Below are 22,279 nucleotides of genomic sequence, written 5' to 3'. Positions count from 1 at the left end.
GAGTTAATTGAAATGGAGGAACAGTATACAGCATGCGATGAACTGCAGAGTGAAGAAGCTACAGGTGCTGGACACGTTATTCAATGTTTGAAGAAATTAGGTGTAACGACCGTTTTCGGTTATCCGGGCGGAGCGATTTTACCAATATACGATGCGTTATACGAAAGTGGTTTAAAGCACGTGTTAACTCGTCATGAACAAGCTGCAATTCATGCAGCGGAAGGATATGCGAGAGCTTCTGGAAAGGTTGGGGTAGTCTTTGCTACCTCTGGTCCAGGGGCGACGAATTTAGTTACGGGTTTAGCAGATGCTTATATGGATTCGATTCCTTTAGTAGTCATTACAGGGCAAGTTGCAACGCCTTTAATTGGTAAAGACGGATTTCAAGAAGCAGATGTTGTCGCAATTACAGTACCTGTAACGAAGCAAAATTACCAAGTTCGTGATGTGAATCATTTATCAAGAACTGTGCAAGAAGCTTTTTACATCGCCGAAAGCGGGCGACCGGGACCGGTATTAATTGATATTCCAAAAGATGTTCAAAATGCAAATGTAACAAGTTTCTTTAATGAAGAAGTGGAGATTCCAGGATATAAACCAGAACCTTTGCCAGACAGTTTGAAACTGAGAGAGGTAGCAAAATCAATTTCAAAAGCAAAACGCCCACTCCTTTATATCGGGGGAGGCGTCATTCATTCAGGCGGATCTGAAGAACTCATCAAGTTTGCGAAGGAGAATCGTATTCCAGTCGTTTCAACTTTAATGGGACTGGGTGCATATCCGCCGGGAGATCCGTTGTTTTTAGGAATGCTCGGTATGCATGGAACGTACGCTGCAAATATGGCAGTAACAGAATGTGACTTATTACTGGCGTTAGGTGTTCGTTTCGATGATCGTGTAACAGGAAAATTAGAACTTTTTTCTCCGCATTCGAAAAAAGTACATATTGATATTGATCCTTCTGAGTTCCATAAAAATGTAACTGTAGAGCATCCGATTGTTGGTGATGTGAAAAAGGCGCTACATATGCTTTTACATATGTCTATTCATACACAAACAGATGAATGGCTTCAGAAACTGAAGAAATGGCAAGAAGAATATCCACTTTCATATAAGCAAAAAGAATTTGAGTTAAAACCACAGCATGTTATCAACTTAGTAAGTGAATTAACGAATGGTGAAGCGATTGTCACGACAGAGGTAGGACAGCATCAAATGTGGGCTGCTCACTTTTATAAAGCGAGAAAACCACGGACTTTTCTAACATCAGGGGGATTAGGGACGATGGGATTTGGTTTTCCAGCAGCAATTGGTGCTCAGCTTGCAAAAGAAGAAGAACTTGTCATCTGTATTGCTGGTGATGCTTCTTTCCAAATGAACATTCAAGAGCTGCAAACAATTGCTGAAAATAATATTCCTGTCAAAATATTCATCATAAACAACAAATTTTTAGGGATGGTAAGGCAATGGCAAGAAATGTTTTATGAAAACCGTTTGTCGGAATCGAGAATTGGGTCACCAGATTTTGTGAAAGTAGCAGAAGCTTATGGTGTAAAAGGGCTAAGAGCAACAAATTCGTTTGAGGCGAAAAAAGTAATGTTAGAAGCTTTTTCTCATGAAGGTCCTGTCGTAGTTGACTTTTGTGTAGAAGAAGGTGAGAACGTCTTTCCGATGGTTCCGCCAAACAAAGGGAATAACGAAATGATTATGAAGAGGTGGGAAGAATGAGTCATACTTTTTCATTAGTTATTCATAACGATCCGAGCGTCTTATTACGTATAAGTGGAATTTTTGCTCGGCGTGGTTATTATATTTCTTCTTTAAATTTAAACGAAAGAGATACAAGTGGTGTTTCTGAAATGAAACTAACAGCAGTTTGTACTGAAAATGAAGCAACGTTACTCGTCAGTCAGTTGAAAAAATTAATCAATGTACTGCAAGTAAATAAATTATAAGGAGTGTATGGAATATGAAAACTTATTATGAGAAAGATGCAAATTTAGAGCTATTAAAAGGGAAAACAGTTGCGGTAGTCGGATATGGGTCTCAAGGTCATGCCCAAGCACAAAATTTACGCAATTCTGGTGTGGAGGTTGTAGTTGGTGTTCGCCCTGGTAAGTCATATGAAGTAGCAAAAGCTGATGGATTTGAAGTAATGTCTGTATCAGAAGCGGTTCGAACCGCACAAGTTGTACAAATGTTATTGCCGGATGAACAGCAAGCGTATGTATATAAAACAGAAGTAGAAGAGAATCTTCGTGAAGGACAAATGTTACTTTTCTCACATGGATTTAATATTCACTTCGGACAAATTAATCCGCCAAGTTACGTAGATGTAGCAATGGTCGCGCCAAAAAGTCCAGGTCATCTCGTTCGCCGTGTATTTCAAGAAGGGAATGGTGTTCCGGCATTAGTCGCAGTACATCAAGATGCAACGGGAACGGCATTAAGTGTAGCACTTGCGTATGCAAAAGGTGTAGGGTGTACACGTGCAGGTGTAATTGAAACGACATTCCAAGAAGAAACAGAAACCGATTTGTTTGGTGAGCAAGCAGTACTTTGCGGCGGAGTAACTGCACTTGTGAAAGCTGGTTTTGAAACATTAACGGAAGGCGGATACCGTCCTGAAATTGCATACTTTGAATGTTTACATGAATTAAAGTTAATTGTTGATTTAATGTACGAAGGTGGTTTAACGAACATGCGCCATTCTATTTCAGATACGGCTGAGTTTGGAGATTATGTAACAGGATCGAGAATTGTTACAGATGAAACAAAGAAAGAAATGAAACGAGTACTTACAGAAATTCAGCAAGGTGAATTCGCGAAGAAATGGATTTTAGAAAACCAAGCTGGGCGTCCAACATATAATGCGATGAAAAAAGCAGAGCAAAATCATCAGTTAGAAAAAGTAGGGGCAGAGCTTCGTGAAATGATGAGCTGGATTCATGCACCGAAAGAATTAGTAAAGAAATAGAGTAAGTGATTGTAAGTGAAAAATACGTAAGAGGGGATTTGACAAGATGAGAAGTGACATGATTAAAAAAGGTTTTGATAAAGCTCCGCATCGTAGTTTATTAAAAGCAACTGGTTTAAAAGATGAAGATTTTGATAAACCATTCGTAGCAATCTGTAATTCTTTTATTGAAATTATTCCAGGGCATAAGCACTTGAACGAGTTTGGGAAACTTGTAAAAGAAGCCGTTCGTGCGGCAGGCATGGTGCCATTTGAATTCAATACAATTGGAGTAGATGACGGTATTGCGATGGGACATATCGGTATGCGTTATTCGCTTCCGAGTCGTGAAATCATTGCAGATTCAGTAGAAACAGTTGTAAATGCACATTGGTTTGATGGCATGATTTGTATTCCAAACTGTGACAAAATTACACCTGGTATGATGATGGCGGCTCTGCGTATTAACATTCCGACTGTATTTGTTTCAGGCGGCCCAATGGCGGCTGGGAAAACATCAAAAGGAGAAGTTGTTGATTTAAGTTCTGTTTTTGAAGGGGTAGGAGCTTACCAATCTGGGAAAATTTCAGAAGAAGAATTAAAGGATATCGAAGATCATGGCTGTCCATCTTGTGGCTCTTGTTCTGGTATGTTTACCGCAAATTCTATGAATTGTTTATGTGAAGTGTTAGGTTTAGCTCTTCCAGGTAACGGTAGTATTTTAGCGATTGATCCTAGGCGTGAAGAGTTAATTAAACAAGCAGCAGAGAAATTAAAAATTTTAATTGAGAGAGATATTAAGCCACGCGATATTGTAACAGAAGAGGCAATTGATGATGCATTTGCACTTGATATGGCGATGGGTGGATCTACGAATACAGTATTACACACGCTAGCGCTCGCACAAGAGGCTGGATTAGATTACGATATGAACCGTATTGATGCTGTTTCAAGACGTGTACCGCATTTATGTAAAGTAAGCCCTGCTTCTAATTGGCATATGGAAGATATTGATCGAGCAGGCGGGATAAGTGCAATTTTGAAAGAGATGAGTCGAAAAGAAGGGGTACTTCATCTAGATCGAATAACTGCTACTGGGCAAACATTAAGAGAAAATATTGCTCATGCAGAGATCCAAGATAAAGAAGTTATTCATTCTCTTGAAAACCCTCATAGTGAAGAAGGGGGATTACGTATATTAAAAGGAAACCTTGCGAAAGATGGGGCAGTTATTAAAAGCGGAGCAACCGAAGTAAAACGATTTGAAGGACCTTGCGTTATTTTTAATTCACAAGATGAGGCGCTTGCGGGCATTATGCTTGGAAAGGTGAAGAAAGGAGATGTAGTTGTCATTCGTTATGAAGGGCCAAGAGGCGGACCGGGTATGCCTGAAATGCTAGCACCAACATCAGCAATTGCTGGAATGGGATTAGGTGCTGAGGTTGCATTATTAACGGACGGACGTTTCTCTGGAGCTTCACGTGGCATTTCGGTAGGACATATTTCACCAGAAGCAGCTGCGGGTGGAACAATCGCACTACTTGAACAAGGGGATATTGTATGTATTGATGTTGAGGAACGCTTGCTAGAAGTAAGAGTGAGTGATGAGGAATTAGAAAAGCGTAAAAAAGAATGGAAACGACCAGAACCGAAAGTGAAAACTGGATGGCTTGGGCGATACTCTCAGATGGTAACATCGGCGAATACAGGTGCAGTTTTAAAGGTGCCGAATTTTGATTGAGTCAAAATAAAAGAGATAAGGATGATAGAAAATGGTGCAAAATGTGAAGGAGAGAGTGAAGATTGAAGATATCCTTATGGCCCATAACTGCATGAAGGATATCGTCATGAAAACGCCCTTGCAGCGAGATAAGGTTTTATCTGAAAAATACGAATGTGAGGTGTATATTAAACGAGAAGATTTGCAAGTAATTCGTTCTTTCAAAATTCGCGGTGCATACAATTTAATTCAAAGTTTGTCGAAAGAACAATTACAAAATGGTGTTGTTTGTGCAAGTGCTGGCAATCATGCACAAGGAGTTGCGTATACGTGTAATTTATTAAATATTCCATCGAAAATCTTTATGCCAACAACGACACCAAAACAGAAAGTATCACAAGTTCAATTTTTTGGCGGTAGCTTTGCAGAAATCATGTTAGTTGGTGATACATTTGATGGTGCTTTTCAAGAAGCACAGCGCTATTGTGAGGAAAATAGGATGACATTTGTGCATCCGTTTGATGATCCGTATGTGATTGCAGGGCAAGGAACAGTAGCTGTTGAAATTATGCACGATATGGATAAGGCAGTTGATTATCTCTTTACAGCAATCGGCGGTGGTGGATTAGCATCAGGTGTAGGTACATATGTGAAAGGTGTTAGTCCAACTACAAAGGTCATTGGTGTAGAACCGATGGGGGCTGCATCTATGAAAGAGGCTTTTCTTCAAAACGAAAATGTAGCATTAGAGAAAATAGATAGCTTTGTTGATGGAGCAGCTGTAAAAAAGGTAGGGAAGTTAACATTTGAAACTTGTAAAGATGTCATTGATGATATTGTTTTAGTACCAGAGGGAAAGGTTTGTACGACGATTTTAGAACTGTATAAGAAAAATGCAATTGTAGCTGAACCTGCTGGAGCACTTTCTATTGCAGCACTTGATCTATACAGAGATGAAATAAGAGGGAAAACAGTTGTATGTACGCTAAGTGGTGGAAATAATGATATTGATAGAATGCAAGAAATGAAAGAACGTTCGCTCATTTATGAAGGACTAAAGCATTACTTCATCATTGAATTCCCGCAGCGATCGGGAGCGCTAAGAGAATTTCTTGATAAAGGATTAGGGCCAGAAGATGATATTACGCGCTTTGAGTACATTAAGAAACATAATAAAGAAAATGGTCCAGCGCTAGTCGGGGTAGAATTAAAACATAAAGAAGATTATGAGCAATTAATTACTCGTTTTAAAGAAAATAATATTCAATTTGTGGAGCTGAATAAAAATCCTATTTTGTTTGATTTACTTATTTAAAAAAATAGAAAGAGAGCTATTATTAGCTCTCTTTCTATTTACGTTTATTTATTATTTTCCCAGTATCATCAATTTCCACATCAGTTGAAACTGTTTGTAAATATTGTAGTGCTTTTTTCTTTTCTTCTTCATTTACAGGAGAAACTTGGTTGTTGCGAATGATGTACGGGTTAAATGACATTTGGACATCATTTCCTTTAAAGGTTAAAGTTAATACGCCAGTTTCGGCGCTTTTTCCATTTACATAACTTGGGAATAAAAAGTTTCCTAATGAGTAAGCGATAGGAACTTTATTATAATACTCAAACCCTTGTAACCAATGTGGATGACTGCCGACAATAGCGTCAGCTCCTGCTTCAACCATTTTAGGTACATATTGTTTTTGGTATTCTATTGGACGATTTGATTTTTCAACGCCCCAATGCATATAAACGATTACATAATCAGCATCTTTCTTTTGCTCTTGAATCGTTTTGGTTACAAGATCTAGATCGTATCCGTTCGTAACGCCAGGCTTATTTTCACCAGCTACCCAATTAAAATTAGGCATAAATCGAACGAAGGAAAGAAACTTAAACTTTTTCCCTTTTACAGTTAGTTCACGAGCGGTATAAGCATCCTCAGCATTTTTTCCGGCTCCAGTGTAAGGTAGTTTTAATTTTTCGACGTGAGAAATGGTGTCTAGTAGTCCATCTTGTCCATAATCAAGCGTATGGTTATTGCCAATATTGACAATATCGTATCCAGTATTTTTTATTGCTTGTAGTGTGGATGGGTCGCTTTTAATCCAAAATTGTTGTCCAGGTACTTTTTTTTCTCTCGCTGTAAATGCTGACTCTAAATTAATAAAAGAAATATCAGCTTTTGTTATTTCTTCTTTTACGTGTTGGAATGGATAATCAGCCCCATTTTTTTCGATTACGGGACGTAATTGCCAATCGAACATTGTATCACCAGAGAAGGTGAGTGTGATTTCAGGCTCTTCTATTTTCTTTTCGCTTTTTGAAGCTGTTTTACTAGACTTGTTTTGCATATCAGGTTTGTCTTTCGCTTTTGAAATAAAAGAGTAGTTGATTAATAAAACAATTGGTGTAATGAAAAAGGCTATTAACAGAAATCGTTTTAGTAAAGTGTTCATAAATACCTTCCCTTTTGAGTTTATCCCGCAAGTAGATTAACAATGAATCTACTAAAAGAAATCGGTCTTTGTATAGTAACAAAAAAATAGCGGGTTATATAGTAGAAATTGTTTGTTAATATTCACAATATTAAGTTAACATATAGGTAACCTGTAAATCAATGTATAAACCAAAATATAGAAATAAAGAATTCGAAGGGTGAAGAATAAGAAATGGTTATATTAGGAGCGGTTGTAAATGGTGTCTGCATTATAATTGGTACTTTGTTTGGTAAATTATTTAGTACGATTCCAGAAAGTATGAAGGGAACGATTATGCACGCAATTGGTTTAGCGGTTACTGTGCTTGGACTTCAAATGGCATTGAAAAGTGAAAATTTTCTTGTTGTAATACTAAGTTTAGTGATTGGTACGGTAATCGGAGAATGGCTACAATTAGAAGAAAAGTTAAAACTTTTAGGGGATTGGCTAGAAAATAAAGTTGGGTCGAAAGGGAAAGGAAGCATATCAGAAGGTTTTGTAACAGCTACTTTAATTTTTGCAATTGGTGCGATGGGGATACTTGGTGCATTGGACAGTGGGATTCGCGGAAATCATGATATTTTATTCACAAAGGCGATTATCGATGGGTTTATTTCTATTATATTAACGACAACTCTAGGAATTGGCGTAGTATTTTCAGCGATTCCAGTTATTTTATACGAGGGAGGTATCGCGGTTTTTGCAACACAAATTAATAGTTTTGTTCCAAAGGAATTAATGAATCAATTTATAGTGGAAATGACGGCTACTGGCGGTATTATGATATTCGCAATCGGATTAAACTTACTTGGATTTATTAAAATTAAAGTGGCAAATTTACTTCCAGGGATATTGGTAGTGGGGATAATTGTTTCAATTATTTATGGCTATGATTCGATACTAAGCCATTAGGAGACGAGATATATGGAAGAATTTCAATTTGCAAAACGTATACATAAAATATTGGAGATTGCAGCAGAAGAGAGTCAATGTAACATAATTCACCCGGTCCATCTGTTTATCGGCATGTGTAAAGAAGGTACAGGAGTGTGCGCTGAGTTATATATGTATTTGTTTCGTAAAGTGGGTACGGATTTTTTAGAAAAAGTGTCGCTACAAAAACAATTGGGTTTTAATGATCAAGAGTATATAAAAATAGGACAATATAACTTATCCTATAAGACACTAGAGATGTTACAAATGGCGAAAAAACGTATGGAACGTTTTCAGCAAATCTTAATAAATGAAGGTCATATAATATATGCATTATTTCGTTTAGATACAGATGTTGGAAAGTTTATTCATACACAAATGCAACAAGATATATTGCGTATAACAGCCGAACCAAGAGATTTATCGGTCGATTTAAGATGCTTTGATCCCATTTATAATACATTATCTTGTAATATTAGAAGAGCTAGCCTTTCTGATTTTGAAAAATTAGCAAGTTTTGTTAAGGATGAATTTGGAGAACGTTGGTTACATTCGATAGATTATGGATTTAGAACATTTAAAGAAAAGGTACCTATTTATATTGCACAGCAGGAAGAAGCGATAGTAGGCTTCGCTTGTTACGATGTAGTGAGAGGAAAGAAAGGATTATTTGGCCCGATGGGGACAGCGAAACAAAATCGTGTGAAAGGTGTAGGTAAGGAATTGTTGCATCATTGTTTATATAATATGAAGCAAGATGGATATGAATATGCAATTATTGGACAAGCGGGTCCGATTGAGTTTTATGAGAGAAATTGCAATGCTCGTTTAATACCGATAGAAGAGAATTGACCAACTCCATATCTTGGAGTTGGTTTTATTATGAAAACAATGTGGAATTTAGGTGGTTTTTGCTAGGAAATATCGAGTTTAGTAATTAATATTACGTATAAATCAAATTACTAAACTTTTTACAAAAAAAGGTGTAGAATGGGTATCGAATGAAAGAAGGTGTGAAAATGGCCAGCTGGAAACGAAATTTAATGATTTGTTGGCTAGGTTGTTTTACCACTGCAGCCGGTATGAGTTTAGTAATTCCTTTTTTATCTTTTTATATTGAGGAATTAGGGGTGACTGGCACTTCTAGTATTGCACAGTGGTCGGGACTTGCATTTGGTGTGACATTTTTAATGGGTGCGATCGTATCACCAATATGGGGCAAGCTTGGTGATATACATGGACGGAAATTGATGCTTATACGTGCGAGCCTTGGTATGGCGATAATTATGACGCTTATGGGGTTTGTGACGGACGTGTATCAACTAGTCGCACTTCGGTTTTTAATGGGATCGGTATCAGGTTTCCTTTCTACAGCGATGACATTTATTGCTGCAGAAACTCCGCAAGAACATTCAGGTTGGGCGATTTCTACAATCTCAACTGGTGGCGTGAGCGGTTCATTACTTGGGCCATTACTTGGAGGTTATTTGTCGGAGTTAATTGGAATGCGCCATGTTTTTCTAGTTACAGGAACTTTCTTATTCCTTTCCTTTCTCATCGTCTTTTTCTTCCTACATGAAGAGAACCATTCTGCTAAAGCAAAAAAAGCACAGCCGAAAAAAGTATGGACGATGGTCCCAGCTAAGAATTTAATTATTAGTTTATTTGTAACAACATTTATTATTCAACTTGCGAATATGTCAATTCAACCTATTATTACATTGTACGTAAAGAATTTGGAAGGGCCAGGAACATCTCATATCGAAATGATTGCAGGGGCAGTCATGTCAGCGACAGGGTTAGCAGTTATTTTGGCAGCGCCAAGACTTGGAAGATTATCAGATCATATCGGTCCTCAAAAAACGTTAGTTGTAGCTTTGTTTGCTGCCGGAATTATTTTTATTCCGCAAGCATTTGTAACCTCAGCTTGGCAACTATTAATTCTTCGCTTTTTATTAGGTATTGCACAAGCAGGATTATTACCTTCAGTACAAACTCTACTAAAACAACATACACCAACCCATGTTACGGGACGAATATTTGGATATAATCAGTCATTTCAGTTTTTAGGAAATATGATTGGTCCAGTGCTCGGGGGACAAATTGCAGCTCATGCAGGCTTCCAATATGTTTTCTTCTCTACATCATCACTTTTATTTATTGCGTGCATTTGGGTTTATTTTCATAATAAGAACGAAGAGGTATCAGAGAAACGACATTTGGAAGTTAGTTAACTAAGTGAATGAAAAAAGGATGAAGCAACGATTGCTTCATCCTTTTCTTTAAAATTTAAGACATAGATAACTTAATGTACCGAGCTCATAACTACGGTGAATGACTTCACCGCTATTTTCACCACTTCCCATAGCGATAAATAAAGGAACAAAATGCTCTGCTCTTGGTACTGCTAATTGTGCATGAGGCGCATTGTTTTCCCAATTAAACAATGCATCTTTATCATTGGTCTGCATATGTTTAATAATCCAATCATCAAATTCAATTGCCCAATTTTCAGGTGTTGTTTGATTCCATTTCAATGCTCGTAAATTATGAACAGTAACACCGCTGCCGATTACTAAAATATCTTCTTGTCCAAGTCCTTTTAGTGCTTCTCCAATTTCAAATTGTTCTTTTGCAGGAAGGAATGGATTTACTGATATTTGTATGACAGGAATATTTGCTTCTGGATACATACGATGCAGGAGTGTCCATGAACCATGATCTAACCCTCTCGTCATATTATGATGGACTGGAATGCCTTTGTTTTTAAATTTTGTTGCTAGCATAGACGCAATGATAGAAGAGCCTTTCGCACGATACTTAATTTCGTATAACTCAGGAGGAAAACCTCCAAAATCATAAATTGTTTCATATTCGTTATCTGATGAGGAAATCGTTAATACTTCACTTTCCCAGTGAGCAGTAAAAATAACAATTGCTTTCGGTTTATATGTTTCTCCAAGTGTTTTTAAAAAGCGTGTATAATCTGTATCTTGAATAGCGAGCATTGGTGAACCATGTGCTAAAAATAATGATGGCATCATAATAGAAACCTCCTATAAAATATAATAATTACTTTATGTAAGTAACTATATAATTCTATTTTTTATTCGTCAACATAATAGTCTGACAGCTAATCGGAAAAGGAAGGCATTTGTCATAATGAAAGCAATTGCATATAATATATAGTAAGAATAATGAATGGGTATTCATTTTTTGAGATACATAATAGATTTGGGGGCTGACGAAATGAACGTACAAGAAAGTTTCGTTACGGCATTGGATGGATCGGAAATTTATTTACGTAAGTGGGTACCAGAAGAAAATCCGCGAGGGATTATTCAAATTGCACACGGTATGACAGAACATGCGGGTGTTTATACAGAATTTATTGATGCTTTATTAGGCGCAGGGTATGGTGTTTATGCTCATGATCATAAAGGGCATGGAAAAACAGTGAAAAAAGAAGAAGACTATGGTCATTTTGAACCGAATATAGGGTGGAATCAGGTTGTATCTGATGTTATCTTTGTTTCGGAAATGATAAAAGAAGAGCAGTCATGTCCATTGTTTTTACTCGGACATAGTATGGGCTCTTTCTTATCAAGACGAGCTGTGCAACTTCGAGGCGAATTATATGATGGATTCCTTATTTCAGGAACTGGTGGAAACCCAGGGGTTTTAGGAGTTGTGGGTCATAAAGTGGCGACAATTGAGATGAAACTTCGCGGGGGGAAAACGAAAAGTCCGATGCTAAACTTTTTATCTTTCGGTAATTTTAACTCGAATTTTAAGCCGAATCGTACAAAATTTGATTGGTTATCTTCAGATAACAGTCAAGTTGATAAATATATTAAAGACCCGCTATGTGGCTTTATTTGTACAACAAGTTTTTATCGAGAATTATTTCATGGTGTACTAGAAGTAAACAAATTAGAAGAATACAAGAAGACGCCAAGCAATCTTCCAATACATATTTTCTCTGGAGATCGTGATCCTGTTGGGGATATGGGGAAAGGTGTAAAAGAAGTATATGAAAACTATAAAAAATGTGGTGTGAAAGACGTGACACTACGTTTATATGAAAATGGAAGACATGAAATGTTCCATGAAGTGAATAGAGATGAAGTATTTAAAGATTTGATTTCGTGGTTAGATGGACATATTGTATAAGAAGAAACCTCACTTTTTCTGAAGTGAGGTTTTTTAAGGATATGGAGGAGTGGATATGAGCGAATTTGAAAATAAAGAATATGTAGAAAGAGATTTTCAAGATGTTAAGAATAATTTCTAATCAACCTTTTTATAAAGCAACAGATGCCTGTTCATAATAGTAGTATAATGGTGAATGAGGTGTTAATAGTATGGAAGATAAAACATTAGGTTTACTACTAGATGTTGTTGGTGAATTATTTTCAGATGAAATTTCAATTGCTGTATCGAATACGAAAGAATATATTTATTATCGGCCAAGTAAACGAATTGATTTAAAGATTAGCGTCGGGGATCCTATAAAGGAAGGAACGATTGCTCATAAAGCAATGGTGACGAACCAAAAAACCTCTGAGTTTATTAATCGGGATGTTTTTGGTATTCCTTATCACGGAATGGCCGTACCATTTTCAAACAATGGAAAGCTTGAAGGTTGCGTGACAGCTATTTATCCAGCTTTAACGGATGGAAAGTCAGTCGTTACTTTAAAAACAACGGACGGCTGGATTCCGGTTCCTTTTTCAAAGGTCATGTATTTAGAGGCGAAAGATAAAAAGACGTATGTAAATTCAGAAGAGTTAACAGGAACACATAAATACTCGCTACAAGAATTTGAATACTTGCTTCCGAAAGATTCATTTATTAGATGCCACCGTTCCTTTATTGTAAATGTAAATCATGTTAAAGCGATATATCCTGATACGCATTCTACTTTTTTACTTTCGATGGATAATGGAGAGAGGGTACCAGTTAGTCAATCATACGCTAGCTATTTTCGCAAACTTCTAGGGTTCTAGATTATTCTGCTTTAGAACCTTGATTCGCTGTTTTGTCTGAATTTGTTGCATTGTATACTGAAATCCCTATTTGGATACCGTTAAAGTGTAAAATAATTATGAATATTCATTAGGAGAGGGATTACATATGGAGAATAATTTGGATAGAATTAGGGATCAACGTCTGAAAGATCGCGTAGTTACACCTGAAGAAGCAGCTTCATGGATTGAAAGTGGAATGACTTTAGGCTTAAGTGGGTTTACACGTGCAGGTGATGTAAAAGCAGTCCCATTTGCGCTTGTAAACCGAGTTAAGAATGATAAATCTTTTAAAGTAAATGTTTATACTGGCGCTTCCTTAGGATCAGATGTAGATAAATTATTTGCTGAGGCAGGAATTTTAGGGAAAAGGTTGCCTTTCCAAGCCGATGCGACTATGCGAAAAGGCATTAATAACGGAGACTTTTTATTTGTAGATCAGCACTTGTCTCATACAGCAGAGTTACTTCGCGCTGACGTTATGGATGTAGATTTTGCTATTTTGGAAGCGGTTGCGATTACTGAGGATGGCATGATTATTCCAACGACTTCAATAGGAAATTCCTTAGCGTTTTCTTTAAATGCTAAGTCCATCATTATTGAAATGAATATGGCTCAATCCGCGCAGCTAGAAGGGCTACATGATTTATATGAACCAGGTAAACAAGGAGAAAGGCTTCCAATTCCGATTGTGAAAACGGATGATCGAATTGGAACAATCGGTATCCCGATCGATGTTGAAAAAGTGAAGGGCATTGTGTTTACGAACCAACTAGACTCGCCATCGACAATTGTTCCTCCGGATGAAGAAACTGTTATTATGGCACAGCATTTAATAGAGTTTCTTCGAAATGAAGTAAAAGTAGGACGATTAACAAATCGTTTAGCACCGTTACAATCGGGAATTGGTTCAGTGGCAAATGCAGTCCTGCATGGAATGTTAGATTCCGAGTTTGAAGATTTAGAAGTGTATTCTGAAGTTTTACAGGATGCGGTCTTTGATCTTATGGATGCTGGAAAAGTCAATTTTGCTTCCTGCTGCTCGATCACACTTTCTGAAGAGAAAATGCAAAAAGTATTTTCCAACTTTGAAAAATATCGTGACAAATTAATGATGCGCCCGCAAGAGATTTCTAATCATCCTGAAATCATTCGTCGCCTTGGATTAATCTCGATTAATACTGCTTTAGAATTAGATATATACGGAAATGTCAATTCTACTCACGTTTTAGGTACAAAAATGATGAATGGTATTGGTGGTTCTGGTGATTTTGCAAGAAATGCACGTCTAGCTATCTTTGTTACTAAATCCATTGCAAAAGGTGGTAACATTTCAAGTATCGTTCCTTTCGTTTCACATGTAGACCATACGGAACACGATGTAGATGTTATCGTTACTGAACAAGGGTATGCTGACTTAAGAGGATTGGCGCCAAGAGAAAGAGTAGAACTGATTATTGAGAATTGTGCACATTCAATGTATCGTGACCAGTTACGAGCTTATTACGAAGAAGCACAAACAAGAGGTGGACAAACTCCTCATGTTTTAGAAAAAGCTTTTTCTTGGCATACGAATTATGCTAAAAATGGAACAATGCTTGAAACGGTAGTAGAAACTGTATAGAAGTATAAAGATGATTCTTAATATAATATGTTATAAAGATTGAAAGAAAAAGAACGCCAATTTTCAGGAATGGTGTTCTTTTTCTTTTGAAAAATTGTTACCTATAATAAAAATTTATAAAAGCAACCTCTTATTTACGAAAATAAGAGGTTTTTTAAATTACTTTTCGAATCATTTTAATAGTTTATATATCAAAGGTGAGGAGAAAGAATCATGAAGATAAGAGAAGCATTATTAAGTGAAGCAAACGAATTAAGTGAACTCGCATTACATTCAAAAGCAACTTGGAATTATAGCGAAGAATTTATCTTAGCTTGTAAGGAAGATTTAACAATTACAGAAGAGTACATAAAAAATAACTTTGTATATGTTTTAGAAAATGATAATAGGAAGATTGGCTTTTTCTCATTTTTACGTAACGATAATGCTCTCGATTTCCTTTACATTCATCCGCGTTTTAAAGGGATAGGTTACGGGAAAATACTTTGGAAGTTTGTAATAGAGCAAGCAAATGAACTAGGAATAAAAAGTTTTACAATTGATAGTGATCCGAATGCAAAAGGATATTATTTAAAAATGGGAGCGAAGTTAATCGGAGAGACGCCATCAACGGTTTTTAAGGATCGACTATTACCGCTTTTGCAATATGATGTGTAAAACTATTAATAGTAGGGGAAGCTGAAAATGGATAATGTAAAGAAAAAACAAATATATGAAGCGTTAGTAAAATCGTGGTCGATTGAAACAAGTTCAAAGTGGACAATTGAAAATCCAGCAAAGGGACAATGTGGTGTTACGACTTTAGTCGTTCAAGACATATACGGAGGAGAAATTAAAAAGACAAAAGTAAGAGAGGTGTGGCACTTTTATAACTTTATAGATGGACAGCGTTTTGATTTTACAGAGGCTCAATTCAATGAAAAACTAAATTATATGGATGCGGAATCAAATTGGGGAGAAGCATTTACAGATACAAATGAAAAACAATATGACATTTTAAATGAAAAGATAATGAAAGAATTAAAATTATCTTTTGACTCTTAATCTTTAATAAGTTACTATAATGGTGGTAACTTATTAAAGGGAACTTCATAGAGTTGAAAGGGGAAATACTTTTGAAAACAACTTATGTAAACGCTACAATTGCAACGATGAATGAACAAAATGAAGTGATAGAAAATGGATATATCATTGTAGAAAATGATCAAATTATAGATGTAAATAGCGGAGAATTCGCTAACAATTTTGAGGTGGATGAAGTAGTTGACATGAAAGGAAAGTGGGTTTTACCAGGGCTTGTTAATACACATACACATGTTGTTATGAGCCTTTTAAGAGGTATTGGCGATGATATGTTATTACAGCCATGGCTTGAGACGAGAATTTGGCCACTTGAAAGTCAGTTTACGCCAGAGCTAGCGGTCGCTAGCACGGAATTAGGATTACTTGAAATGGTGAAAAGTGGTACAACATCATTCTCTGATATGTTTAATCCAATTGGAGTAGATCAAGACGCAATTATGGAAACGGTATCAAGGAGCGGAATGCGAGCTGCTGTTTCAAGAACTTTATTTAGCTTCGGAACGAAAGAAGATGAGAAGAAAGCGATTGAAGAAGCTGAGAAATATGTGAAACGCTATTATAACGAAAGTGGTATGTTAACTACGATGGTTGCGCCGCATAGCCCATATACATGTAGTACAGAAATGCTAGAAGAGTGTGCACGTATTGCCGTAGAAAATCAAACTATGGTTCATATTCATCTTTCTGAAACAGAGCGTGAAGTACGTGATATTGAAGCGCAGTATGGGAAGCGTCCAGTAGAATATGCAGCAAGTTGCGGATTGTTTAAACGCCCAACAGTTATTGCGCACGGTGTAGTATTAAATGAAAATGAGCGTACTTTCTTGGCAGAACATGATGTTCGGGTAGCTCATAATCCGAATAGTAATTTAAAACTAGGTTCTGGTATAGCGAATGTAAAAGCGATGCTAGAAGCAGGAATTAAAGTAGGAATTGCAACAGATAGTGTTGCGTCTAACAATAATTTAGATATGTTTGAAGAAATGCGCATAGCAACTTTATTACAAAAAGGTATTCATCAAGACGCAACAGCATTACCAGTTGAAACAGCTCTTTCTCTTGCGACGAAAGGAGCAGCTGAAGTAATTGGGATGAAACAAACGGGATCAATTGAGGTTGGAAAGTGTGCTGATTTTATTACGATTGATCCGTCTAATAAACCACATTTACAACCAGCTGATGAAGTGTTATCACATCTTGTATATGCTGCTAGTGGAAAAGATATAAGTGATGTAATTATTAACGGTAAACGTGTTGTTTGGAATGGTGAGTGTAAAACATTAGATGAAGAGCGTATTATATTTGAAGCAAGTCGTTATAAACGAGGTTTACAGAGATAGGTATTTATATACCTTCTTGAGAAAGCTATCCTTTCTAGAAAATAGAATAGGGTAGCTTTTTTTATTGAACAAACGAATATTCAAAAATAATGAAACATTTCCCTGTTGGTATTTCTGCTGCAATTTGGGCTGTATTAGGAGATAGTATTACATCACTAAATTATGCAGAAACTCCCTATTGGAAAGTGATTAGTAATGCTAATAATACAATTCCTTACAACTATGGTATTTCGGGGTCTCGTATAGCAATGTGGGGAGGACACGACCAGCCAATGTGTACAAGATATGCAAACATGACCGATGACGCAGATATCATTACTGTTTTCGGAGGTACAAATGATTACGGGAATACGGTTACACTTGGAACAATAAACAGTGTAGATACAGGTGCTTTTTACGGAGCATTGAATGTCCTGTGTGCAGGTTAAAAAATAAAGTTGGCTTCAAAGGCATCGCAAAAAGGCGGTGCTTTTTCTTTTGATCGGAGTGGCAACACAATTAGATACAGCACTTGGAAGTAATAGTGCTATTCGTGAAGCGACAATTTTTTTATCGGAAATGAGTTGCTTTCACTTTTAGAAAACGCTGGTCATATGGGAGTTCCGCTACCTTCAGCATTAACGAATGTAGTTGGAATTTTAAGTGACAAGAGCAATAAGACAAGTTCTGAATATGATAATAAGAAAGGAGATGTTGAATAATGACTCGTTATAGTTTACACGGAGGGCACAACAGTATTGTACAAGGGGCTAATTCTGGAAATCGAAAAGAGCATATTATGGATCGGCAGGTGAAAGATGCGGTGGCAGCTAAGTTAAGAGCTTTAGGACACACAGTCTATGATGATACAGACGAAGTAGGGAGCACTCAAGCGCAAAATTTAAATAATATCGTTCGTAATAGTAATTCCCACAATGTGGATTTGGTTGTTTCTTTTCATCTTAATGCAGCTGATGGGAATGGGCAGGGTGTGGAAGTTCTGTATTATGATCAGAAAGACCTAGCGGCTAAAATCTCAGCTCAACTAGCAAAAGATATTGGATGGGGTGATCGTGGTGCGAAACAACGTACAGATTTAGCTGTATTGAATGGAACTAAAGCACCAGCTATTCTTATCGAATTAGGATTCATCGATAACGAATCCGACATGGCTAAATGGAATGTTGATAAAATCGCAAATTCTATCGTATATGCTCTAACGGGACAAACTGTTGGGGATGGTGGAGGAAACGGCGGTTCTAATAGTGGATATCAATATGTTAAGTCTGGTGAATTCGGTATAAACTATCTAAATGAAGCGATTCAAGCTATGGTTGAACGAGGAACAAAAGGAAAAGTTATTGTTAATCCATTAACAGGTCTTGCTTATATCCAAACTGAGGTATTGCCTAATTCAGAACTAGATAAAATCACTTGGTGGATGGATACTCGGCCAGGTGGTAAGTGGTGGTATGAATATATTAAAGTGAGTTAATAAATTTTTAACAAAAGGATAGTTTGGTGACAAAAAAATAAAAGCCGTAAATTACGGCTTTTATTTTTATTTTTGAGGATGAGCTATCTCCATTCTCTTTTATTCTTTTTTCGTGTTCTTTCTTTATTTCATCTGGAATGATGATTTCAATGTTACCCCATATTTTTTTATATTCCTGATGTGAAATTTCGTGACGAAGAAGGGATACTTCATGGAGTCGAAGTAGATCGGTCACAGAAAATGAAAGTGAATGCAGAGAAGTTAAAAAAGTATGAAGAGTTCACACAAATATATAAGCAGAAATATAACAGGAAGATGCCAGTCATTCATTTCTTTACAGTTACCAGCTAAGTATGATGTGTTTGTGAAAGTGTATGTAATAGAAGAAATATAAAAAGTGCTAACAAGTTTGCAAACGAACTTGCTAACACCTATACGAAATAAACATAAAATATAGCTGATATGTCGCTTGATAAAACGATAATAATTAAGCACTTATAATGAATAATGGTTTATTATAATAGAAGTCACAAAATATAACGATTTATAATATTTTATACTTAAGGAGAACAATTCATGAAGCGAAAAAAGAGCTATTTAATGGTAATGGCACTTGTTACATCTTTATTTTTAACAGCTTGTAATAATAAAGCGAATAAAAGTGATGTAGAAGCTAAAAAACAAGTGTTAAATGTAACAGTATCAGAAGAAATTCCCTCTCTTGATACTGCGAAAACGATGGATGGTACATCAGCACACGTTATGCAAAACATATTTGAAGGGTTGTATGTGTTAGATGATCAGGATCATCCGATTCCAGCAGTAGCAAAATCGTTTAAAAGAAGTGAAGATGGTAAAAAATATACATTTGATTTGCGTAAAGATGCAAAATGGTCAAATGGGGACAATGTAACAGCAAAGGATTTTATGTTTGCGTGGAAACGTGCAATTAACCCTGAAACAGCTTCTCAATATGCGTCCATGCTTTTTTATGTGAAAAATGCGAAAGAGATCAATAAGGGAACGATGCCTCTTGATGAACTTGGGGTTAAAGTCATAAATGATTATAAGTTAGAAGTGGAACTAGAACAGCCAATTCCTTACTTTTTACAGTTGTTAGCACTACCTATATACTTACCACAGCATGAATCATTTTTGAAAGAACAAGGAAAGAATTATGCATTGGAACCTAGTAATCTCATATATAACGGTCCGTTTGTATTAGAAGAATGGAAGCATGAACAAGAGTTTCAATTAAAGAAGAATGCTACATATTGGGATCAAAAGAAAGTGAAATTAGACGAAATAAACTTTCAAATTGTAAAGGATACAATGACGGTTGTTAATTTATATGAAGCTGGTAATTTGGACCGGGTGCCTATTAATTCTCAATTTGTAGACAAGTATAAAGGGAATAAGGATTTACATATGTCGAGTGACCCTGGAATTGCTATGCTACGTTTTAACGAAAAAAATAATGCATTAGCAAATAAGAAAGTGCGTCAGGCTATCTCATTCGCGCTAAATAAAGAAGATTTCGTTGCTCACTTTATTAATAATGGAGCAAAACCAGCAAGTGGGCTTGTGCCAGCTGGTCATATAAATGAAGAGACTAGTAAAGATTTTAGAAAAGAAAACGGAGATCTTTCTTCATATGATTTGCAAAATGCGAAAAAGATTTGGGGAGAAGCGAAAAAAGAACTGGGAGTAGACGAAGTAGAACTCGAGTTTTTAACATATGAACAAGATAATGCCAAACGTATGGCAGAATATATAAAAGGTGACTTAGAAAAGCATTTGCAAGGATTAACGATACACATTAAACAACAGCCATTTAAGCAAAAATTACAGTTAGAACAAACGGGTGATTACGATATATCTTTGACAAATTGGGGACCGGACTATAAGGACCCAATTAGTTATTTAGAGCTATTTACGACGGGTAATCCGAATAATAAAATGAATTACTCCAATTCTCGTTACGATGAATTAATAAAGAAAGCGAAAAATGATTTTGTACTGGATCCTGAAAAACGATGGGAAGCATTGCGAGAAGCTGAACGTATTCTATTAGAGGATGCTGCGATAGCACCGCTTTACCAAATTGGCTCAGCTTACGTACAAAAGGATTATGTAAAAGGAATTGAAAAGCATCAATTTGGTGGTATTTATACTTATAAGAATGCTTACATCGCTAATGATCGCTAATGAATAAATACAAAAAACCTTACTTTTAAAAAGTAAGGTTTTTTTAAGAGTACATGGAATAAGGAAATGCGGTACAAATCAGCATACAAGCATTCTCTTGCTGTAACTATGTTTGTTTTTAATTATATAAAAAAAATAATAGATTATATATTTTGTCATTGATATACTTAAAAGGTAATTGAGGTATTAAGATGAATTGATAGAGATGTTTGCGTGTAATTATTTGAGTATTATAAAAAATAGGGGAGCTTAAGTGTTTGATTGGAACGGGGCTTTTTCTATATGTATTAATTGGTATGTATAATACTTGGGGATATTAATTTGGGAATCTCGGGGGATCTTTTGAAGCTGGAAAAAGCAGATTCAAATTCCATGTACCATTTGGTCCTGGTGTAGGTTTATGGGGATTTGGTTTAGAAGTTAATGTTAAGGAATAAAGGGGATAATTAGTATGAATAAGAAAGTAAAAAGATTTAAATATTTTATGGTTGTATTAGCCTGTATTGCAATTTTCGGTACAATTTTACCTAATGCATTAGATCCAAATGAAACATTAGCAGGCAAAATTTCAATTGCAACTTTCGGTACAATTGGAGCTTGTTTACTATTCTCTATTATGTATTTTATTGTAAAAAAAGCTATTTTAAGAGGTGGTAAATAAGATGGGATAAAATTTAGAGTTAGAATTATTTCCAATAGGTTCTGTTGTAATGTTTAAAGATTGGGAGCACCGATTAATGGTTTATGGAAGAAGACAGATGGATTCTGAAACAAAAAAACAGGGGATTATGTATGTTGTTATTTTCCTCATGGTATTATTTCTTCGGAGTACAATTTCTTTTTGAATCATGGAGATATTTCTAGTATGTTACATCTTGGTTTTATTAATGAAACAGAATTAGAGTTTCAAAAATTATTTAAAAAAGAAATTGAAGAAAAGCAGTGATTCTTTTAAGCTGTTGGTGTTTTTGAAATGGTTAAAGAATGAATCTTAATTCATATACATAAAAAAGGGGAATTTCTATGAAATTACTACGTTTATTTATGATTCTCACTCTTGTTGTATTGTTAAGCGCATGCAATACAGCAACACAAGTCACAAAGGTTCAAAAAAATGGCGAAACGACTTTAAAAATTGGTTCCCTGCAAGGGTATTATGATGTGCAAACACTTAAAGCTGAAAAAGGAAATGTGGAAATCCCTTATGAAGCAGCCGTTGAAGAAGGTAAGATTTTATTGCAAGTTACAAAAGATGATAAGGTTATTTATGAAGAAGAAGTCACTTCTCAAAAAGAAGGTTTGCTTTCTTTTGAAGTTCCAAAATCCGGATCATATGATTTAATTGTCCGCGTGAAGGGTGAAAAAGAGAAAGCAAAAGAAATTCAAATACATACTAAGCTATGAAAAAACGGCAAGTGGAGTGCACACGCTTGCCGTTTC

General features: G+C 36.0%; 21 protein-coding genes and 6 pseudogenes. 25 read left to right on the top strand and 2 right to left on the bottom strand.

What is annotated here, in order from left to right; genetic code table 11:
- The first annotated feature begins 12 nt into the window (after nucleotides 1-12).
- From ilvB to JDS80_RS32315, 6 genes are all read left to right on the top strand, one after another.
- Entirely contained in the window at nucleotides 13-1,728 is a 1,716-nt protein-coding gene (ilvB, locus tag JDS80_RS04265; protein ID WP_199637185.1) for an acetolactate synthase large subunit, read from the top strand.
- Complete coding sequence (locus tag JDS80_RS04260; protein WP_044440462.1) at nucleotides 1,725-1,955, top strand: ACT domain-containing protein; 231 nt, start codon at nucleotides 1,725-1,727, stop codon at nucleotides 1,953-1,955. The genes ilvB and JDS80_RS04260 overlap by 4 nt, the downstream gene beginning before the upstream one ends.
- Before the next feature lie 14 nt (nucleotides 1,956-1,969).
- Nucleotides 1,970-2,977, top strand: coding sequence for a ketol-acid reductoisomerase (ilvC, locus tag JDS80_RS04255; RefSeq protein ID WP_199637183.1), 1,008 nt, complete (start codon nucleotides 1,970-1,972; stop codon nucleotides 2,975-2,977).
- Between the two features lie 46 nt (nucleotides 2,978-3,023).
- Nucleotides 3,024-4,697: a dihydroxy-acid dehydratase gene (gene ilvD / locus JDS80_RS04250; RefSeq protein ID WP_098888156.1), complete on the top strand. Its 1,674-nt coding sequence runs from the start codon at nucleotides 3,024-3,026 to the stop codon at nucleotides 4,695-4,697.
- Between the two features lie 31 nt (nucleotides 4,698-4,728).
- Nucleotides 4,729-5,991 (top strand): threonine ammonia-lyase IlvA, encoded by a 1,263-nt coding sequence (gene ilvA / locus JDS80_RS04245; RefSeq protein WP_071770025.1) that lies wholly within the window; start codon nucleotides 4,729-4,731, stop codon nucleotides 5,989-5,991.
- 84 nt (nucleotides 5,992-6,075) lie between these two features.
- A complete protein-coding gene (locus JDS80_RS32315) occupies nucleotides 6,076-6,153 on the top strand; it encodes a hypothetical protein (protein WP_472926350.1) in 78 nt (25 codons plus the stop codon).
- A gap of 148 nt (nucleotides 6,154-6,301) precedes the next feature.
- On the opposite strand, the pseudogene JDS80_RS32310 reads toward JDS80_RS32315, so the two are convergent.
- A pseudogene (locus JDS80_RS32310) lies at nucleotides 6,302-6,937 on the bottom strand (CapA family protein); the annotation flags it as partial.
- Nucleotides 6,938-7,342: 405 nt separating this feature from the next.
- Between JDS80_RS32310 and JDS80_RS04235 the strand changes: the two are divergent.
- The 3 genes from JDS80_RS04235 (at nucleotide 7,343) to JDS80_RS04225 (ending at nucleotide 10,317) form a co-directional block, all read left to right on the top strand.
- Nucleotides 7,343-8,062: a DUF554 domain-containing protein gene (locus JDS80_RS04235; RefSeq protein ID WP_071745105.1), complete on the top strand. Its 720-nt coding sequence runs from the start codon at nucleotides 7,343-7,345 to the stop codon at nucleotides 8,060-8,062.
- Between the two features lie 12 nt (nucleotides 8,063-8,074).
- Complete coding sequence (locus tag JDS80_RS04230; protein ID WP_199637181.1) at nucleotides 8,075-8,935, top strand: GNAT family N-acetyltransferase; 861 nt, start codon at nucleotides 8,075-8,077, stop codon at nucleotides 8,933-8,935.
- Between the two features lie 167 nt (nucleotides 8,936-9,102).
- On the top strand, nucleotides 9,103-10,317 hold the full coding sequence (locus tag JDS80_RS04225; protein WP_199637179.1) for a multidrug efflux MFS transporter: 1,215 nt from the start codon (nucleotides 9,103-9,105) through the stop codon (nucleotides 10,315-10,317).
- A 48-nt stretch (nucleotides 10,318-10,365) separates the two neighbouring features.
- Here the strand turns inward: JDS80_RS04225 and JDS80_RS04220 are convergent, their stop codons facing one another.
- Nucleotides 10,366-11,127: a DODA-type extradiol aromatic ring-opening family dioxygenase gene (locus JDS80_RS04220; RefSeq protein WP_199637177.1), complete on the bottom strand. Its 762-nt coding sequence runs from the start codon at nucleotides 11,125-11,127 to the stop codon at nucleotides 10,366-10,368.
- Nucleotides 11,128-11,332: 205 nt separating this feature from the next.
- Here JDS80_RS04220 and JDS80_RS04215 point away from each other — a divergent pair, with 205 nt between their 5' ends.
- From JDS80_RS04215 to JDS80_RS04145, 16 genes and pseudogenes are all read left to right on the top strand, one after another.
- Entirely contained in the window at nucleotides 11,333-12,256 is a 924-nt protein-coding gene (locus JDS80_RS04215) for an alpha/beta hydrolase (protein ID WP_199637175.1), read from the top strand.
- Between the two features lie 191 nt (nucleotides 12,257-12,447).
- Entirely contained in the window at nucleotides 12,448-13,092 is a 645-nt protein-coding gene (locus JDS80_RS04210) for a LytTR family DNA-binding domain-containing protein (protein ID WP_199637173.1), read from the top strand.
- Between the two features lie 127 nt (nucleotides 13,093-13,219).
- On the top strand, nucleotides 13,220-14,734 hold the full coding sequence (locus JDS80_RS04205; RefSeq protein WP_199637172.1) for an acetyl-CoA hydrolase/transferase family protein: 1,515 nt from the start codon (nucleotides 13,220-13,222) through the stop codon (nucleotides 14,732-14,734).
- 213 nt (nucleotides 14,735-14,947) lie between these two features.
- Nucleotides 14,948-15,391, top strand: a complete 444-nt coding sequence (locus JDS80_RS04200; RefSeq protein ID WP_071745111.1) for a GNAT family N-acetyltransferase — start codon at nucleotides 14,948-14,950, stop codon at nucleotides 15,389-15,391.
- 27 nt (nucleotides 15,392-15,418) lie between these two features.
- Nucleotides 15,419-15,778, top strand: a complete 360-nt coding sequence (locus tag JDS80_RS04195) for a YunG family protein (protein WP_199637170.1) — start codon at nucleotides 15,419-15,421, stop codon at nucleotides 15,776-15,778.
- Nucleotides 15,779-15,831: 53 nt separating this feature from the next.
- Nucleotides 15,832-17,157, top strand: coding sequence for a bifunctional S-methyl-5'-thioadenosine deaminase/S-adenosylhomocysteine deaminase (locus JDS80_RS04190; RefSeq protein WP_116733443.1), 1,326 nt, complete (start codon nucleotides 15,832-15,834; stop codon nucleotides 17,155-17,157).
- Nucleotides 17,158-17,246: 89 nt separating this feature from the next.
- Nucleotides 17,247-17,585 (top strand): SGNH/GDSL hydrolase family protein, encoded by a 339-nt coding sequence (locus JDS80_RS04185; protein ID WP_206774484.1) that lies wholly within the window; start codon nucleotides 17,247-17,249, stop codon nucleotides 17,583-17,585.
- A pseudogene (locus tag JDS80_RS31350) lies at nucleotides 17,582-17,858 on the top strand (phage holin family protein); the annotation flags it as partial. The gene JDS80_RS04185 and the pseudogene JDS80_RS31350, both read left to right, overlap by 4 nt.
- Nucleotides 17,858-18,367, top strand: a pseudogene (locus tag JDS80_RS04175) (N-acetylmuramoyl-L-alanine amidase); the annotation flags it as partial. The pseudogenes JDS80_RS31350 and JDS80_RS04175, both read left to right, overlap by 1 nt.
- Before the next feature lie 99 nt (nucleotides 18,368-18,466).
- On the top strand, nucleotides 18,467-18,631 hold the full coding sequence (locus JDS80_RS32305; protein WP_412676980.1) for an N-acetylmuramoyl-L-alanine amidase C-terminal domain-containing protein: 165 nt from the start codon (nucleotides 18,467-18,469) through the stop codon (nucleotides 18,629-18,631).
- Nucleotides 18,632-18,802: 171 nt separating this feature from the next.
- Nucleotides 18,803-19,025, top strand: a pseudogene (locus tag JDS80_RS31345) (replication-relaxation family protein); the annotation flags it as partial.
- A gap of 182 nt (nucleotides 19,026-19,207) precedes the next feature.
- Entirely contained in the window at nucleotides 19,208-20,839 is a 1,632-nt protein-coding gene (locus JDS80_RS04165; protein ID WP_071745117.1) for a peptide ABC transporter substrate-binding protein, read from the top strand.
- Between the two features lie 323 nt (nucleotides 20,840-21,162).
- Nucleotides 21,163-21,276, top strand: a pseudogene (locus JDS80_RS32070) (WXG100 family type VII secretion target); the annotation flags it as partial.
- Nucleotides 21,277-21,290: 14 nt separating this feature from the next.
- The gene (locus JDS80_RS04160) at nucleotides 21,291-21,500 is read left to right on the top strand and encodes a hypothetical protein (RefSeq protein ID WP_002118262.1); all 210 of its coding nucleotides are present in this window, start codon (nucleotides 21,291-21,293) and stop codon (nucleotides 21,498-21,500) included.
- Nucleotides 21,501-21,549: 49 nt separating this feature from the next.
- A pseudogene (locus JDS80_RS31225) lies at nucleotides 21,550-21,785 on the top strand (DUF4176 domain-containing protein).
- A 77-nt stretch (nucleotides 21,786-21,862) separates the two neighbouring features.
- Nucleotides 21,863-22,243, top strand: a complete 381-nt coding sequence (locus tag JDS80_RS04145; RefSeq protein WP_199637165.1) for a BA_1872 family lipoprotein — start codon at nucleotides 21,863-21,865, stop codon at nucleotides 22,241-22,243.
- The last annotated feature ends 36 nt before the right edge of the window (nucleotides 22,244-22,279 follow it).

The sequence above is a fragment of the Bacillus cereus group sp. N8 genome (genome assembly GCF_016483685.1).
Lineage (GTDB): Bacteria > Bacillota > Bacilli > Bacillales > Bacillaceae_G > Bacillus_A > Bacillus_A proteolyticus.
The sequence above is the reverse complement of the archived record's forward strand: the minus strand, read 5'-3'. Positions and strand labels throughout refer to the sequence as shown.